The sequence below is a fragment of the Saccharicrinis sp. GN24d3 genome (genome assembly GCF_052400645.1).
Taxonomy (GTDB): domain Bacteria; phylum Bacteroidota; class Bacteroidia; order Bacteroidales; family Marinilabiliaceae; genus Saccharicrinis.
In genome coordinates this window covers 78,216-96,001 of sequence record NZ_JBQTGI010000011.1, presented here as the reverse complement: position 1 = coordinate 96,001, position 17,786 = coordinate 78,216, and the positions used below count along the sequence as shown (strand labels likewise).

At 38.5% G+C, this 17,786-nt stretch carries 7 protein-coding genes; 5 read left to right on the top strand and 2 right to left on the bottom strand.

Annotated features, from left to right (window positions below; genetic code table 11):
• Positions 1-13 precede the first annotated feature (13 nt).
• The 5 genes from ACT29I_RS14070 to ACT29I_RS14050 all read left to right on the top strand — a co-directional run bounded on the left by ACT29I_RS14070 (position 14) and on the right by ACT29I_RS14050 (position 13,753).
• Positions 14-3,532 carry a hypothetical protein gene (locus ACT29I_RS14070; RefSeq protein ID WP_444793742.1) on the top strand — a complete coding sequence of 1,173 codons (3,519 nt, stop codon included), beginning with the start codon at positions 14-16 and terminating at the stop codon, positions 3,530-3,532.
• A 9-nt stretch (positions 3,533-3,541) separates the two neighbouring features.
• Positions 3,542-4,453: a hypothetical protein gene (locus ACT29I_RS14065; RefSeq protein ID WP_430933081.1), complete on the top strand. Its 912-nt coding sequence runs from the start codon at positions 3,542-3,544 to the stop codon at positions 4,451-4,453.
• A gap of 113 nt (positions 4,454-4,566) precedes the next feature.
• Entirely contained in the window at positions 4,567-7,920 is a 3,354-nt protein-coding gene (locus ACT29I_RS14060) for a hypothetical protein (RefSeq protein ID WP_444793741.1), read from the top strand.
• A 1-nt stretch (position 7,921) separates the two neighbouring features.
• Entirely contained in the window at positions 7,922-11,266 is a 3,345-nt protein-coding gene (locus tag ACT29I_RS14055; protein ID WP_444793740.1) for a contractile injection system tape measure protein, read from the top strand.
• Positions 11,267-11,299: 33 nt separating this feature from the next.
• The gene (locus tag ACT29I_RS14050; RefSeq protein ID WP_430933078.1) at positions 11,300-13,753 is read left to right on the top strand and encodes a glycoside hydrolase family 18 protein; all 2,454 of its coding nucleotides are present in this window, start codon (positions 11,300-11,302) and stop codon (positions 13,751-13,753) included.
• Between the two features lie 13 nt (positions 13,754-13,766).
• On the opposite strand, the gene ACT29I_RS14045 is transcribed toward ACT29I_RS14050, so the two are convergent.
• Complete coding sequence (locus ACT29I_RS14045; RefSeq protein ID WP_444793739.1) at positions 13,767-14,801, bottom strand: hypothetical protein; 1,035 nt, start codon at positions 14,799-14,801, stop codon at positions 13,767-13,769.
• A gap of 171 nt (positions 14,802-14,972) precedes the next feature.
• On the bottom strand, positions 14,973-17,654 hold the full coding sequence (locus ACT29I_RS14040) for a DUF4135 domain-containing protein (RefSeq protein ID WP_444793738.1): 2,682 nt from the start codon (positions 17,652-17,654) through the stop codon (positions 14,973-14,975).
• Between the last annotated feature and the right edge of the window lie 132 nt (positions 17,655-17,786).

Sequence of the window (17,786 nt, the reverse complement as noted above, 5' to 3'; positions counted from 1 at the left end):
ATTGTATTGAACCATGAATAAAGGTAGCAGCCAGGAAACCAGGAAAAATAAAGCCCTTAGCGCTAATTATATAGCTCCGGATGAAAGATCCATGTTGGATTTGGTTCAGCACACCCTTTCTTTTGCAAGAAATGTCAACTTTTACAATCTCCAAAGCAAGGCTATCGATAATTGGGAATCGTTTTTATTAAAAGATTCGGCGTTCGTCATTGCCAATATTGCGGGGACGGACTTAAATAAGATCAAAATTGATAAAGAAAAAGAGGACTTAAGCAAGGATATGGTTAGCCTGGTAATTGACAAAGCAAGTATGATCATAGGTTTCATTTCTAATTGGATTGATCAATTAAAGCAATCAAATTATGAAGGATTATTGCTGGAGGAAATAGAGGAGCAAAAAAAGTACGTGGATGAGAAGATTAAAATTTTAAATCATAAAAATGACCTGGAAGGATGGAGAGAGTTCTACAACAACATTTTTGGCGCTATCGTGCTCATTAAAGAATTAGCCACCAAGAGCTATGAAGAAGAACTATCCAATTATCAGAACCATCACCCTCATATTGCATTACTGATTTCCTTTTTTAAATTATTCAAACACCTTCAAAACGACATTAACCAACTCACCCAAAAACATCTGGATTTTTATTATCTCGACCTACTCCATCAACAGAAAAGAAAGCTAAATACCGGTACTGCAATAATTGAATTGCAGCTTATTGATGGTGTTCAACAAGTGACTATTAATACCGGTGAAAATTGTGAGTTTTTATTTGGAGAGGATCAAAAACACAACTTTGTCACCTCCACCGAAATGCAAATCAACAAAGCAAAAATTGCCGAATTACGAACACTGTACAAAAGTGATTATTACCCTTTTAGCAACAGTTCCGAACATGAAAACTTCTCGCTCAATAATTTATTTGAAGAGGATATTTTAACCGACGCCGGCAACCCAGTAAACGCAAACATAGTAAAACGCACGGAATATCCGGCTACGCTTGGGCAAGCACAAGTTCAAAATGACCTGGCCTGGACAACACAACGATGGAGCCACATTGGAATTATTGTCAGTTCACCTGCTTTAATTCTCGAAAAAGGGAAACAGAACATTCGTTTGACCTTTAAAATCACCCCTGCTTCTTTCAAAAAAACTGAAATCATGTTCGGGGGTTTGATCAATCAGGAAATACTAGAACAGGAGAAATATAAAAAAGGAAGCGTTTCTACCGACTATGATAAACTAAAAAACAGGGTGATAAGCAATTTCTTTAAAGATGCTTTTATTATAAGTATAACGGGCTTGGAGGGTTGGAAGAAAATTAAACTGGTGAATACGAAATTTAATTTTTCAGATACCTCCTTGATCATTGCGATGGCATTAGATGAACATGCCGACATGCTTGTTTCCATGGATAAATCGATCCACGGGGGAGATTTCGAATCGGAATGGCCGTGTATTAAAATTCATGTAAACAACAACACCCAATACCACCCTTATAAAATTCTAAGACATATCATTCTGGATTATGTGACCGTTGAGGCCCATGTTTCAGAGGTAGGCAAGTTTAATTTATCTAATTCCCTGGGTGACCTCGACCACACAATTCCGTTTATGCCTTTTGGCCCTGCCCCTGTGGTCGGTAATTATCTTAAAATTCAAAATCCATTCATCTTTCAAAATAACCTGACGCATCTTGAAATTACGATCCACTGGGCAGGATTACCGGGATCCAGACATGGATTTAACGATTATTATAAGGCCTATCCGCACAAAATAGAAAACAACTCCTTTAAAGTCGTAATCACTGATGACAAGAACAAGGCCGACACTTCCAAAAAGCAACTGATCCCAGAACTTTTTGAGACAAGCAACCATTACTTGAGCAATAAAAAAATAATACCGCTGAACATGGATTATCTAAGTTTTAGGAAATCCTTCGGTACCGAAAAATCTCCAAATCAACTTTTCATGATATTAAAAGATCCTGAAATTGCGTTCGGCCATCAAGTTTTTGCGAATATATATGCGCAAAGTGCGTTATTGAACAGCAAATCAAAAAATATCCAAAGACCGCTTCCAAATCAACCTTTTACACCGGTAATTGAACGGCTAACCTTAAACTATTCCAATTCGTCGAAGGAAATAATGATGAGAAAAAAAGATGAAGAAACCAGCGATATGAAGTTGATTCATCTTTATCCATTCGGTCATAATCAAGTATTTCCAGGCCCGGTGAAAACACAAAGCTATTTGTTGCCCCAGATAGCTTATAAAGGCAATCTTTTTATTGGGCTAACCCAAATTAATCCGGGCGAAATCGTAAGCCTTGGTTTCGAGCTGATTCATGGCGTTTATGCCCATACCACCATTAAACCGCCTAGGATTCATTGGGAATATCTTTCTAACAACGATTGGATTTCTTTTGAAGGTCTTTTACTGGAAGATACCACAGCCGGCCTGATTAAGTCGGGTATCGTAAAACTTGAAATACCCCTCTCTATCCAGTTCGATAACACCTTGATGCCGACTGGTAAATTCTGGATACGAGCGGCGTACAACGGAGACGAAGATATAAATTCGAGAATTATAAAAATTTTCACCCAGGCCGTTCCCTTAATCGCGGATCAATCTCATTTCAACCAAAACCGGAATATTACCTCCAACCTGAAAATTGAGAAAATCAGTTTACCTGAAGTAAAAGGAGTCGAGAAAATTAACGGGCCTTATGCATTGGAATTAAATAATCAATTCGAGAACGAAGCATCTTTTTACGACCGGGTTAGTGAACAATTAAGACATAAAAACAGAGCGGTTTCGAACTGGGATGTGGAACGGATTATCCTGGACAAATTTAAAAACATCGAAAAAGTCAGGGTTTACGGCAGAAACAGCCACCCCAAAGAATTGGTTAAAGGTAGCACCATGCAAATTGTTTTAATACCTAAAAACAGGTTAAACGGTCACCATCAAAAAAGGAATGTTAAAGTGGATTATCAGACATTGAGGGAGGTCAAAGAATATATCTCGAAAATGGTTTCGCCTTATCAAAAGGTAGAAGTTTCCAACCCGGTATTTGAACAACTGAAAGTAAAGTGCAGCGTAAAGTTCAACGATTACCAAAAAAGAGGCGCTTTGCGAAACTTACTCAACAATGAATTGATCAAATACCTGTCTCCTGACCTGGATGACGCCTTCGTGGAAAAAGGATTTGATGAGTATATCTCAAAAACGGAATTGCTAAATTTTATTGAAAGCAGACCGTACGTAAGTTTCGTAACACAACTATCCATCATTCAACTTATTGAAGTACAAGGGACATATAAACTGATTGATACGGCAGTCAGTAACGGTCGGAATACAGAAAATCTCAGGGCCATCTCGGCATATTCCATTTTAACCTCTGCCCCGACCCATCAGATTGATATTATCGAGGATGATATACCTATACCTCCAACAGTGTCGGGGGTTGGCGATCTTTCAATTGAAACTGATTTTGTGATTAGTGACAGCGACGGAAAATATAACTAACAAAGAGTTATGAGAAACCAAAAGAACATTACGGATAGAAAACAGCTCAAGACATTTTTCAAAAAAGGCAATCTTCCCGGAGAGAAATCTTTTGAAAAACTAATAGATTCTACTTTTAACATTGCAGATGATAAGCTGGATATTAATGAAGACGGTCTGATGATCTATCCTTCCGAAAACGTCATGAAAAAAGGTGAGAGAAAGCTTTTAAGTTTTTTTGAAGATAGCGATAACAATGAGGCCACCTGGGTTCTTTCTATTACTAAGGATAAAAACGGCGGTATGTCCATCCAGCAAATAACGCCATCCCGGGAGGAAGATGAAAAAGATGATACCCAGATTAAAGAAAACACAGGCTCCCCGGCTATTTTTATCCAAAAAAATGATGGGAAAGTTGGAATTGGCAAAAAATTGCCACGTCAACAACTTGATGTAAACGGAATAATTGCCTCCGAAGGGAGAATGGGTACCCATATGGAAAATTGGGTGGAAGCCGATGGTGAGTGGCACAATGTTTTCGATACGGAAAAAGGATTAAACGGCTGTCACGCCTTCGAAATTACAGCTTATGCCAAAGGCGATTCCGAAACCGAATCCCTAATTCACGCCATCGCGGTATGTACCCGGGGAAATTCCAGACCCAAGATTACCAAGACAGCAGCCTATTACGGTAAATGGTGGAATAAGATCGACATTCGATGGGAATCACGACCATCCAGGATAGAAGAGAAAAAAGCGGATGACACCAAAAAACTATTGGATATTGCAAAATGGTGGAAATATTTATGGGGCTTTTTAGAGCAACGAAACAAGGATAAATATAACCTTCAAATAAAGACAAGAAGCAATTACGGGCAAAACAAAAAATTACATTTCAGAGTATCGGTGCTGTGGAATTCCAATTTTATAAATGATCATTAAATAGTCGGTGAAAAAGGTATGCCCATGGCAAATCATTAAGGCAAACTGCCTGCCAGAATACCGGCCTTAGACAAAATAAAGAGACTTTTCAGCTTTTATAATAATGGAGACACATGAAAAAATCGGCAAGCTTTACAGGTAAGGAAATGGATCATATAAGTTTGGATTTTTCTAAACTACGTGAAGAAGGCCTGGAATATATTCAGAAACTGAGTGGTGACATTTGGACAGATTATAATTCGCATGATCCAGGTGTGACGATTTTGGAACAGTTATGCTATGCCATAACAGATTTAGCTTTTCGCACCTCCTTACCTATAAAAGACCTTTTAACCATTAGTGACCATGAAAAAGTGGAATACGATGCAGCTGCATGTGATGATGAACTAGAAGGTGAAGATGTAAAAATTGATCTTCAAAAAAATGCTTTCTACAGCCCCTCTTCAATTCTAAGTTCTTATCCCGTAACCATTGAGGATACCCGAAAAATGATTATCAATCGTTTCGAAGAAATTAGAAACGTTTGGTTTGACTGCAAAAAAAATGTTGGATACGAAGAACAGGTCATAGGTATTAATCAAATTGAAATGATGCCAACACTTTCCTTCCAAGAGCTAATCAACTCAAATCCAAAAGAAAAAGAAGCATTTTTATCGGATGTTAATCGTTTCCTGTGCGAAAACAGAAATTTAGGTGAAAAATACGAACAAGCCATACTGCTTGAACCTCATCTTATCGATATCGAATTTAGTGTATATCTGAACGCTCAGGTAGAGGTGGAAACAACGATTGCCAACCTGTTTCTCAGAATGCTTGAGTTTATTTATAGTCCGGTGCGCTTTAACAGCTTACATGAAATAACGGAAGCAGGTTTTGGTTTAGAAGAGGCTTTCTCCGGACCGGTACCCTCCAGAGGATTCATTAAGCCAGGTACATTAACGGACAGGTTAAAGATTATACATATTGATGAGATCCAAAAAATATTTGCCAAGGCAGATGGCATTCAAAAATGCGAGGTTGAACCTTTTAAAGCAGATGGAACGGACGGACTTAAGATGGAGGTTGATAAGGGAAAATACTTTCATGTGCTTATCAAAGATAATAGCGATGATGGATTTGACCACAGGTTCAATAACATTTATAAAAACATGACGGTTTATGTAAACAACAAGAAGCTCCATGTTTTAAACAAACAAAAAATAAACAATTCCTTCATGGGTAAGTGGGCCAAACAATATCGGGGATATCCCATTGGCAAATCGATAAAAACGTTGTTTTTAAAGAAATTAAGGGGGCAATTCCAAAACCCAACGCAGTACCACTCCATTCAAAATCACTTTCCTACAATTTATGGTATTGGAAATGAAGGACTATCAAAAAACGAAACCGAAGATAGAAAAGCTAAAGCCTTACAGTTAAAAACCTACCTCATGTTGTTTGAACAGCATTTGGCCAATCATCTATCACAACTTGGAAACCTGAATACGTTCTTTAACATTAATTTCAATAAAAATCAGCAAATTACATATTTTACACAATGGCTTCATTCTGTCCCACAAATACAGGATAAGGGACTGTATCGTGGAGATGTAACAGAACAAAAACTGAACTTGGAGGCCAAGGAAACATTTTACGACCGAAAAAACCGAATTTACAATCACCTTCTGGCCCGATTCGGGGAAGAATTCAACGATATCCCCTGGAAAGTTGCAAGTCTTTTAAATATGCTACCTAATGATGATATATTCAACGAAACACTACTTGATAAAAAGTCGTTTTATTTAAAAAACCTGAAATCCCTCTCCTATTTCAGAACAAGAGGAGAGTTTTTTAACCGGGAGGAAAATGATACTTACACCTGGAAACATTCAGGTCTTGAGGATATTCTGATGGCCAAGACGGGTATTCCATACAGAGGCAATACTACTTTAGTTCCGGAATTAAAAAAGTTAACTCAATCAGCCAGTCAGCTCCCGGAATTCAACACCATTCTCAATACATCTGATTTAAAAAATGACTTTGGACCTTTAACCAAATCGCAACTCAATATTACTGACCTTATTACAGGACCTGACTCCATCCCTGCGTATTTTTTCAAGAAACTACCCTTAAACGATTTATATAAACGAACCGTTAATTTTGAGAATTTTCTAATATCAAACCATCAATCCGACAAAGAAAGTGTTAACGTTTTATTTCAACCAGAGAAAGACAAATGGGTAAGTGTGTTTACTGCGCCAACCAGGCAATCCGCCATTCAGCTCATCAATGAGATTATAAGCTATTTTATTTCTCTCAACAAAAAGTCGGAAGGAATCTATCTGGTAGACCATATCTTGCTGAACAATATTTTAAAGGATAGCAAATTTGGATTTAAGTTTATAGATGAAGAGGGCCAACAATTATTTCAAACAGTAGAGGAAGAATCCTGGTATCGTACAGAAGACGAAAGAAATGAAGTATTTATCCATCACAACTTTACATTAGAAAATTATTGTTACGAAAATAAGACATGGTCTATTAAAACCAAAGACTGGACATTTTACCCGGTTTTAAAAAACCATCCCAAATTAATTCAGCTTGAAGATGAGCTCGAAAGCGGATCTCGTTATTCCTATATAAATGGAAGTTGGTTTATCAAATACGAAGACGCAAGAACCCCGAGGGAGGTCAGGAAAGTGAAGCATTTAGAATCCCTGAATAAGGCGTTGGAAGAAATCTATAATAGCACGAAAAAATATACTTCTCAAATATGTCTGGCAAGAGACAGGTCGTTTTATTCGTTTAGCGGTAGTAGGTGGATTATTAAATATCAAGATAGGGTACTTGCCTCCCAGAAAATAGATCAGGAAGATTTGATATCTATTACCGGAATCCTAAAAAATTGGGCCTATAAATTTAAGGATGGAAAATGGGAACTGGAAAGTGGGGTTCGCATTCCTGATGATCAAAACAGAAACAATCTGAATATTCTGAATGCCCTGTTTGAAAAAGTATACCATGCCAACAGAAGCATCGTTCAGCTGTTCAACACGCCGGAAAATGAAAATGGCAGATTGCGCTATAAGGAGATGGAGAAGATACGCCTGGCAAGCTACCCACAAAATACAAATAAGAAATCCGGTCAGAGACGCCTGGTTTTCCAAAGAAAGCTACCGAACGGTAAAATTATTGACGAGGATTTTTTTAACATGAAAATTTCCGTTATGTTGCCCGACTGGCCCGCAAGATTTCAAGACGACCAATTTAAATCGTACTTCAGCGATCTTTTACTTGAACGTATCCCCACACATATCAGTAATCAGATTTATTGGTTGGATAAACATCAGATGGAGGTATTCGAAGGGAAATACCATAACTGGCAAAACCTCAGGTTGGCATCTCAAAATACCGAAAAGTCTTCCAAAAAGATTTATTCGGCATCCTTGAGGTTGTATGAAACCATTATAAACCTCGAAATTAATTGATATGGCAGCTGGTCAAAATATGATTCATAAAGCCTTGTTCAACTTTGAATATGGGTCCACATGGTCTGCCGACAAGTGTAATAATTTGATTGAAGACATTTTCGAAACACATATTATAACTGAAATCCAGAAATCCGTTACCCGAATCGTTCCCGAAGAGATGATAATTGAATTTGCCAAACTGGAAATAGACATTGGCAAAATCGCGGAAAACGAAATACCCGGCAACCTTGGTGAAAGGATAGGGAAATCACTGGAGGAAGCCCTGGCAATCAGACTAAAAACAAACAAGGGAAATACTTCGGAAGAGTTACCGGTTAAATCGCAACTATATCTAATTGAATATCTTGAGACATTCCTTCTGAAAGGGTATCTCCCATTCGGATTGGACAAAAAAGTTACAATCGATGATTTGGTCACAAAAACGTTTCAGGAAAAGAGGTTTCGGGATATCCTCAAAAAGTATAGCAACTATGATACGGTATTAAAGCGAATTGCTTACCATTTAAAAACCGAGACCTATGATTTGATTTTACGGACGCTTGCCTTCGAAAACCACCCATGGATTTTTGAATATAGGGAATGCATTGTAAGGGCAAAAAAGCAGGGTAACATCCATCAATTGAACGACAATTTGTTTGTACGAACCCTTCACTTTTTTATTTTAAAATATGTGTTAAATGATACCGGGCAAAGTTTTTTGCGCAAGAGTTTCTCAGATTTTATACTTGGAAATATGAAACCCTACCTGGGGGCACACTGGCAGAAATTTATAGCAATTGCAGAAAAATGTGCTTTAAAGGAAACCATTTCCGCCTTCATAAAAGAAAAAGCTCCGGAATCCCGAAAAGAAAAACTGCGGATTCAGCCTGAAAATAAGGATCAAGCATTCACACTTGATCAAATCATTACCATGTTAAATAGCAGTGGTAAAAATACTAAAATCGCTGCGCAGCATTGGATCAAGGAAAATGTTCTGAGAATCATCAACGATAGAAAACAAAGGAAGTTGATGATACATGGCTTGAATAAGGCAGGAGCCGATTTTCTTTTAAATATGTTTTACCCGGAAACCGGGCACACACTATTAAATTTATTAAAATCGTTTACCGACAACGTACTCCAGGCAAAGGATGATCCTTTTTTTAAGGGAAGCCAGTCTGCATACATTCATGTTATCGTAAATTCGATACACTACCTGTGTCAAAATGATATGGCTAAACTTACCCTGGAAGAGTTTGTTCTATTCATGGTTTATAGCGCCGGTGTTGACAAGTCGGCCATAATGAAATCAAATATGTTCCGCGATTTTATTGATTCGGATCATCGTATGTCCTATTCTTCGATGCTTTCTTTTATTAAAGACGAATCCGAATATCCGGCCATAGCAAACATTCAAAAGGTATTTTCAGATAACCGATTATCAACGCCATCAAACGATCCATACGAAGACATTTATCCGTTACAGGAGTTTGTGGCCATCTCAAAGCGAAAGATCATAACCTATTATCTGAACCATGGTATGTTGCCGGATAAACATCTTGACCTAAGCAGGCAAGATGTTCTGATATTATTTAATAGTTTACTTCAGCAGAAAGACGGTTTCTTAGCAGGTTTATTGCGCAACCACCATGATCCCGAAAATCTGAAAGCCCGATTGGATAAATTAATTTCCGAACAAACCATTGCTAATTTAGAGGAGTATTTAAATCGCTTCTTTCAAAAAGAATGTCAAATCTTCAACAAGATACGCACCGTATGGGCACAGAACCTTGAGCCGGAAAAGCATCAAAAATTAGATACTCCCGAATTTCGCATCCCCATATTGATTACCGCACTGGCTGCAACCAAGGGGGGAGCATTACCCAAGGATTTTATCTTTTCGGTAATTGGCAGATTAAAAACCGAAGCTGATAACACCTTTGAAATTTCCGTTGAGACATGGCAGGACTTATGGGATCACGAATTAAGGGAAATGATCCCGTCCGAAACGAATCCAACCCCCAAAAACATACTTCGCGATGAACTGGAAAAATGGTGGAATGGACCTATCGAAAACAGCGCGGGTTTCGATTTAAAACCTGCCATCCATCCAACGAACCCGCAAAACATTATTGACGGATACTATTCATCACTCCTATTTTATGCACATCACGGATTCTTCCCCTGGTGGGCCAATAGCATATCTTTTTCTGAAATTATTTCGGGATTGAACAAATCTTACGAAAGCAATAACGATGTATTTGAAACCCTATTTCAGCGGTTGGGTAACGACGAAAACACCTTGGAAATGTTGATAGGCAAAATCCCGGAAACTATAGTAAAAGAATTTGATCAAGCATTTTCTGTGTCTGCAAGATGGCGGGAAAATTGGGAACGAGCCAAAAAAAGAACATTGAATATTGATACTAACAGCAAGACCAATGATATTGAAAGGGAAATTTATTTTTCCGATGACAAGGAGATCCTAGACAAGCGATGGAAACCAAATGAGGAGATTACCAATCAGATACAGGCGTATTTGATGCTTGCGCCTTATTTCTATCTCCACCAGTTAAACCCGCCGCAATGGCGAAAGATGGTGTATGAATTTTCGACCGGATATTACGGTCCGCACGCCACAAAAATTAACAGGCAGTTTCATCGTGATTTTTTGAGACATCTAAAACAAGAATTTTCCCATGTTAACTGGATGGATACATTGACCAATGTAGACCGACTTATTCATGCGGAAAAAGCAGATTCAACACCTTTCCCCGAGGCGCTGAGACAATTGCTGCCTATTGAGCGGGAACATAATTTTAACCGAAACATGGACACAATGATCAATGATGACGAACCAGGCATTGAGGTGCTAGTACACAATGCAGGACTAATTTTATTCTGGCCCTTTTTAACCCGACTTTTCGAAATGCTTGCCTTAGTGAAAAATGGTGCTTTCATCAATTGGGAATGCAAGAACAGGGCCGTCTATATTCTTCAACACCTGTCCTGCAACCAAGTTAACTTCCCTGAATACACCCTGGTTCTAAACAAGTTACTGGCTGGAATACCATCACAAGAACATTTGGTACCGGTTGATTCGCTGACCGAAGAAGAACAGGAAAGTACCAAAAGCCTGTTAGGCGGTTTAATACATAATTGGGAGAAAGTTAAAAACTCAACTCCGGAAGGAATACAAGAAACATTTATACAACGGGATGGAATTATAAAATTTCATGAAGACAAAATAACGCTTAAGGTTGAAAAAAAAGGGGTTGATGTGTTAATGGATTCAATACCCTGGAACATTTCTTTAATCAAGCTCTCATGGATGAAGAAACCAATATATGTGGATTGGAACTAATACCGCAAATAATTAATCATTAAAAAAATGGAAATGGGTAATCTGACAAAAATATGTAAACTATATCTGACAAAATTGTTGGTTGCTATGTTGCTTTTTGTTGCTTTATTTTTTCAAAATGAAATGTTTGCACAAACGACAAATACAGCCATTGCACAGCACGATACGGCGGTAACCATAAAACCGTCCACTATCCATATAGACCGTTATCAGGATACCTCATCCACTAAAGGTTTAAAAAAAATCCTACAGCCTCTTAAATTTAAGGAGAATAGAGAAAAAAAATTGAACAAGGAATTTCATGAATATGTCAAAAGCTTAATTGACAATAAAAAACTTAAAATAAACCCGAAAACGGTTGAACAGATCACAGAACAGCTAGCCATTATTGAATCCTTCACCAATTCTAACCATATACAGCTTGATAGTGCCATTAAAAGCAATGATTCCACCAGTCAATCATTAAAAAAAACAATCGAAGATGCGTATCTAAAAATGGATACCAACAAAGTTGCATACACTTCGGCAATCGACTCTTTAAATATATTAATGTCAGCCATCCTGCAAGAAAATGCCAATATCAATAACATGGAAGGGCAAGCGATTTCGGCCAAGATAGATACCACTATGAAAGAAATCCAGAAAGTGAAGTATTCTAAGGCCTCTAATCTGGCAAAAGTTGAAAGTGCAAAAATAAATGATACGCTTCGTTATTTTAAAAGAAGCCTGATCCCTAAAATGAAAATTATTGGGTGGCACAGCACCAGCTCACAGCAAGAGGATGAATTTAAATTTAGGAATTATTATAAATATAACTATTTATCGGCCATTAATTTATTTGGATACGAATTGACGGAAACCGGTAAAAACAGCAAACCCAATGACATTGACGAATTTAAAAAAGAGAATGGTGTTATAAAATATGCCCACAATAATGGTTGCAACGTTGTGCTAACCGTTTACGATAAAAGCGTAGCAGATATAAATGCTTTTTTAAAAAGTGCTGATGCACAAGAGACGTTTTTTAATGAGGTAAGTCAAATTATCAGAGACAATGATTTAAATGGTATCAATATCTATTTTACCCAGATCTCCGATTCACAATTATTTGTTCAATTTATCGGAAATCTATATAAAAAGCTAAAATCTATAAACCCGAAAATACAACTCGGCATTTCTGTTCCCGCTTGGAAAGATCAAGACAGTTTAAATCAAATACGCAAATACGATTTGGCAAAACTGGATTCGATGGTGGATTACTATATGATATTAACGGACGATTTGATACCATCCAACGCTACTATTGCACAACCATCAAGTCCCCTTTTCAAAGATAAGGAACCAGGGTTTCCCTCCATTAAAAGAACGATGGATTTCTACCTCGCACAGGGCATTGCAAGCTCCAAACTTATAATGACTGTTAGTTACAGTGGCACACTATGGCGGGTCAAAAATTTTTCCGGCAGCTTGGTGAATAAGGCCAAATACAGAACCCTAAGTTATTCCGACATTCTTAACGTATATTTATACAGCAACAACAGCTCCATCATCCAAGGGTTTGACCCCATACAGGTTGGATCGTATTTAAATATAATTGGAAAGAATATAAAAACGAATAATCAATTATGGTACGATGATTTCAGAAGTCTGTACCTGAAGTACAATTGGGCATCGGGCCAAGAACTGGGAGGAGTGGCCATAAGTGACCTTAGCCACGACGACAACTGTATTTATCCCGAATTGTGGAACGCTTTGGCAGCTTCCTTAATCAAGATCGACACAACTTATGTTAAAAATCCCAATGAACCCAGTATCAAAGGTCTAAAAAAACTAATAACCATCATCAAAAACACAAGCTCAGGATTCCATTTTACTACCCTCAGTAAAGATGCGAGATGGGCTCGCGAAAGCTATCTAAGATATAAATCCGGCGATAGCACTTGTGTCTTTAAATATGAATCAGTTAAAGACAGTCTTTCGAATGATTCCATAGATAAGATTCTCAAAATAATCAATACCGAAATTAAAGACACAATCCGAGATTATATGATCACAGATAGCAGCATCTGGAACGATACAACCATATTTAAGGAAGATTCGGCAACGTTATATCTGGGACTACTCGAACATAAATCCAATTGTTATTCGCTGTATGCCAGGTGGAAAATTTATGCGCTTTTTCTTAAATACTTCGCCATAATCTTCGCCATACTAACCATAGGTATATTTTTCTTGTCCAATAATTCGGATAGATATAAACTTGGCAGTATTAAAACCAGAAAAATCATTAGAAATTTACCTTCCGTTTTAACTATTTTCACCATAATTTTTTTAGCCCTTTGGTTGTATTTCGATCCGTTCCTTACTGGATATGGAGCAGGTAGTGCAAAGGATAGTGATACATTATTAATGCTTTATACCTTATTCATTGGAATTGCTACGGGGGTATTTATTACCTATCGGTATTTTAAACATAAAAAATCCTGACCATATCATTGTATTAAATTACATTAAACTTAAGGAACAAGATCAATATGGTTGTAAAAAAGGTCATGGGCAAGCCAATTCTGAATAATCTTATCCACTTGTTTGTATCAGACTCTGGTTTATGACCGTATATGCGATAATTCACTATCGCTAGAATAATCCCAACAAATATAAATACATACCCAACAATGATAATCGTCTCCAAAAACGTATTATAGGGTAATTTGGGCAGTATGGAGGCAGAATAAAAATTAAATGCCACCACGGTCAGCATAAGCGTGAAACCGACTCCCATTTGGGTACCAAAATCCTTAATCCAGAATATGACGAACGAAGCCATTATGATGATTGACAAAGGCAGCAATACCTGCCACATATAATATCCTGGTTTTCTTGTTGTATCCACTTTAAAAACGGCTCTCGAATAAATGGTTGAACTCGAAATTTCATCATATATTATATCCTCGATGTATGCGGTATTATCTTTATAGGTCCATTTCTCACCCAAAAAATCATTCATATTTTGGGGTTTCAACAACTTAATGAAATTAAACACAAGCTGCTCTTTATCATACGAAAAAGCTTCAATCTGTATCTGAAAAGTCTGCGAATCAAAAGGAAAGTTTATAAAATTCATATTTGAGCTAAAGGTCCCAAAGAACCTTTCCTTATATTTAATTTCACCATCGGTCTGTATAACAATTCTCCTGTTGGGGCATTCCTTTTCTCCCTGAATATTAATAAACTCAAGAATCGGCATCCAGAGCCCTGTATCTAAAACTTCATTTGCTCTGTCGTTTTCATAAATCCTAATGTTATTATGGCCATCCGATCGTTTCCACCTTTCATCTTTCCATAAATATACAAGGTAACCATCAATTTGATAGGTCTCATCAACCGTATTAATGTTATATACTTTATTAATACGCAGATTTACATCCACTTTTAAAGGTAAATTTCCTGGTGGAGGCGTCATCTTTCTATTGGTCGAAGATGCAAAAATGGCAATAGGTAAAAAGAAAAATGTGATAAAAACTTTCCGAGTCATTCTCATTATTTTTATGAATTGAAACTTGAAATTAAACTCATACTCCATATATTGAAGTTCCACTGATACCTATTGGCAAAACGCCCACTGCTATTGAACAGTAACCTGATACATCCTTGTTTTACTGTCGTATAATATGTATTCTACACCCTGACCACTCATCAAAATAATTTATAACGCTGCATGCGCAGCAATAATGGCAGCTGTAGGGTCACCCAGTAGCGGAATCAAATCATTATCGAGTTCATCATAAGCCGTGTGTCTGTTTCCACTTGCTCGGCGGTTGTTGGCATCTATCTCGTTCTGGCCAGAAGTATTCAACCTTGGATGTACTGATGGAGATACCTCTAATGCGCCATCTTCACCGTAAATATCGTTCCCCTGCCGTGTCCAAAAAGGCACATCACCTCTGTGTAGTGCCGTTCTTGCTCCATTAGCCCGCAACATGGTTCGAAACTCATCTGCAAGTCCGGGAGGATTGCCCGATGTATGTGCCACTTGATTCGCCCGATCATTTGTTGCAGCCTGGAACAATGCTTCACTTGGCCCACCAACAACCGCAAGTTGTCCATAAAATAATCCTGACAGTTGCTGTAAGATCTCGGTGGGAATAGGAACAAACCGTGTTTCAGTATTTGTAGATTGATTGATCAATCCGGTCAATGCCGCATCCCTGTGTCTGTTCGGGCTCATGGAGCGCAATCTATTTTTAAAACCCACACGAACCTGTTGTATTAGGGTGGCTTGATCGGGAACCAGACCTGCAACTTGAACCGCTGTCAAATCCCTCATGCCCTTTGCAATGCGCTTGTAGAGTTCATCGGGCAACTGTTTGGCCGCTGTCGTCAACTCCATGGCACCAAAATCGTCAAAGGTGTTTGTTGAAGCCTCCATATCAATGAGCTGGATAGAATCGTTCTTCAACACGAAATTCTCCCCGTGAACATCACGCAGCCCGAACACATAAGCCACGGCCAGGTTTGCGCCTAGACTTTTAAAAACAGACCTTAATTGTGCCGCGGTTCTTGGCGCACCTGTTTGTACAAATTCCATATAGCCATAGTGGGCCAAATGAGGTTGGGCACCAGCCAGGGCGTCTGCAGGCATATTTTCTATCCGGTACGATTCAACCCCGTGACCCAAGGTCGAGGCAACTGAATTTTGGTCGTTGAACAGCACCTGATCCATGGATAGGTCACCTGGTTTGTAGACCACCCTATGTGTACCTCCCGCCATGGTTCGGTAATTAATAAAAGCTACTACCTGTCCATGTTTGTGCGGATCACTCCCGGGAATTTCGATACTAACAAAGGCATTGGCAAAAACGGGATCTAGCGCTCCTCCTCCGGGCATGCCGCAAATTGTAGCATGATCAGCAGCAATGCGCACCCGAATTACATCGCGAATATTATCGTGAATCATCCGCATACGCTCAAGCGTGACATTGATTGGGATGGTCAGCTCACGTGCTTTGTCAACAGATTTAACCAGGGAATCCAATCCACTTACACCCTGGGTATGCAAATCGGCAAAAACGGTTGTCAACTGACCCGCCTCGGCCAAATTCATTGTCGTACCCAATAGTTTGCGTCCCCGAGGATCATACATATAATAGTTAGCGCTACCTAACGCATGATATACGCTAAAACGTGTGTGCGGAATTACATTGGCATGTACACACCCTAAATTACCGGTTACCATTATTCCAGCTAAGGTTATGGCCATTGCCGCACCGCCGTTTACAGCACCACTCACATGGTTTACAAGTGCATTTATGTTAATTACACCACTGGTACTGAAATTACGCATAACCCGTATCAACTGATCAGCATCGGCCACACTCAAGCCTCCTGCCAATACTGTTCCCGCACCCATATTATTAATTAACCTTTGGGTAGTGTTGGGCAGTCGCACCAAGCGGTAATTTGAGCCTGGAATAACACCAACTGTTTTATAACGTACGCCTGCAATCCTAACCCGTTGCATCAAAATTTCGGGTGTATAAAAGACGTCATCTTTTATAATATCGATATCCTGACTTTGAATTGTTGAAGATGAAACATGATGACTTGCTTGTTTTCTTTGAACGATAGGCATTGTAATATTCAGTGCTTTACTTCCCATTACATCCGCCTCTTTCTCCAATTCTTTATCATCATTTACCTGTATGTTTCCCTTCATCTGCATGGTCGGCTTCACCCTACCCTGTTTTTGCTGAACCACATGCCAGGCTTCGTGAGGAAGGTGTTTTTCTTGTCCTGACGCCAGGTGGATATCAGTACCTTGTGCATAGGCATGGGCTTGAATAATTGCCGGTTTAGCGGAATTGTAATGTACTTTAACATTTTCCATTGAATAACCCGAAAGATTTTCGATTCCAGCTTTTAAAGTATCGGGCAAGCCGGTGTTGTTCTCTCTTTTCTGTATGGGCATGGCTCTTTCGTGCAATGCTTCCTCTTCTTCTACTTTGGGGATAGTGTTGAATTTGCCCTGTAGTAATTCCTCCTCCTCAGGTTCTGGCTGTCGCTGAATAGCTTTTGATTGTAATAGTTTCTCTTCCTCTAGTTTTCCCGCTCGTTGTATCTCTTTGGGTTGCATTAGTTCTTCCTCTTCTAATCTTTCTTCTTTTTGTATTGGGTATTGGGAGTTATTGTTTAAGACATCCCTTAATTGAAGGGCTCGTTGGGTTTGTTGGCTATTATTAAACATTCTATTAAGTTTCCCTTGCATAACAGATTCTTGCCTGTTATCAGCAAATGTAAAAGAAGATTCGTTTGTTTTAAACTGCCCAGACTGACTGTCATTAACAACCCGACTTGTGCTCTCCGGCAAATTTTCTGCATGAGTATACATAACTATTTAAAATTTGTGTGATCTACCAAAGGAATAAAATACTTTTTTATCCGAAATAACTGTAAGTTACAACAAAGTACGGCTACATGTCAACTATATTTGATCAATAAGGCCAACAAAAAATAAGATCAT

Excerpts from the sequence above, each read along its gene's own strand:
- ACT29I_RS14070 (WP_444793742.1), top strand. The coding sequence starts at position 14 with ATGAATAAAGGTAGCAGCCAGGAAACCAGGAAAAATAAAGCCCTTAGC.
- ACT29I_RS14050 (WP_430933078.1), top strand. The coding sequence starts at position 11,300 with ATGGGTAATCTGACAAAAATATGTAAACTATATCTGACAAAATTGTTG.
- ACT29I_RS14040 (WP_444793738.1), bottom strand. The coding sequence starts at position 17,654 with ATGTATACTCATGCAGAAAATTTGCCGGAGAGCACAAGTCGGGTTGTT.
- ACT29I_RS14065 (WP_430933081.1), top strand. The coding sequence starts at position 3,542 with ATGAGAAACCAAAAGAACATTACGGATAGAAAACAGCTCAAGACATTT.
- ACT29I_RS14060 (WP_444793741.1), top strand. The coding sequence starts at position 4,567 with ATGAAAAAATCGGCAAGCTTTACAGGTAAGGAAATGGATCATATAAGT.
- ACT29I_RS14045 (WP_444793739.1), bottom strand. The coding sequence starts at position 14,801 with ATGACTCGGAAAGTTTTTATCACATTTTTCTTTTTACCTATTGCCATT.
- ACT29I_RS14055 (WP_444793740.1), top strand. The coding sequence starts at position 7,922 with ATGGCAGCTGGTCAAAATATGATTCATAAAGCCTTGTTCAACTTTGAA.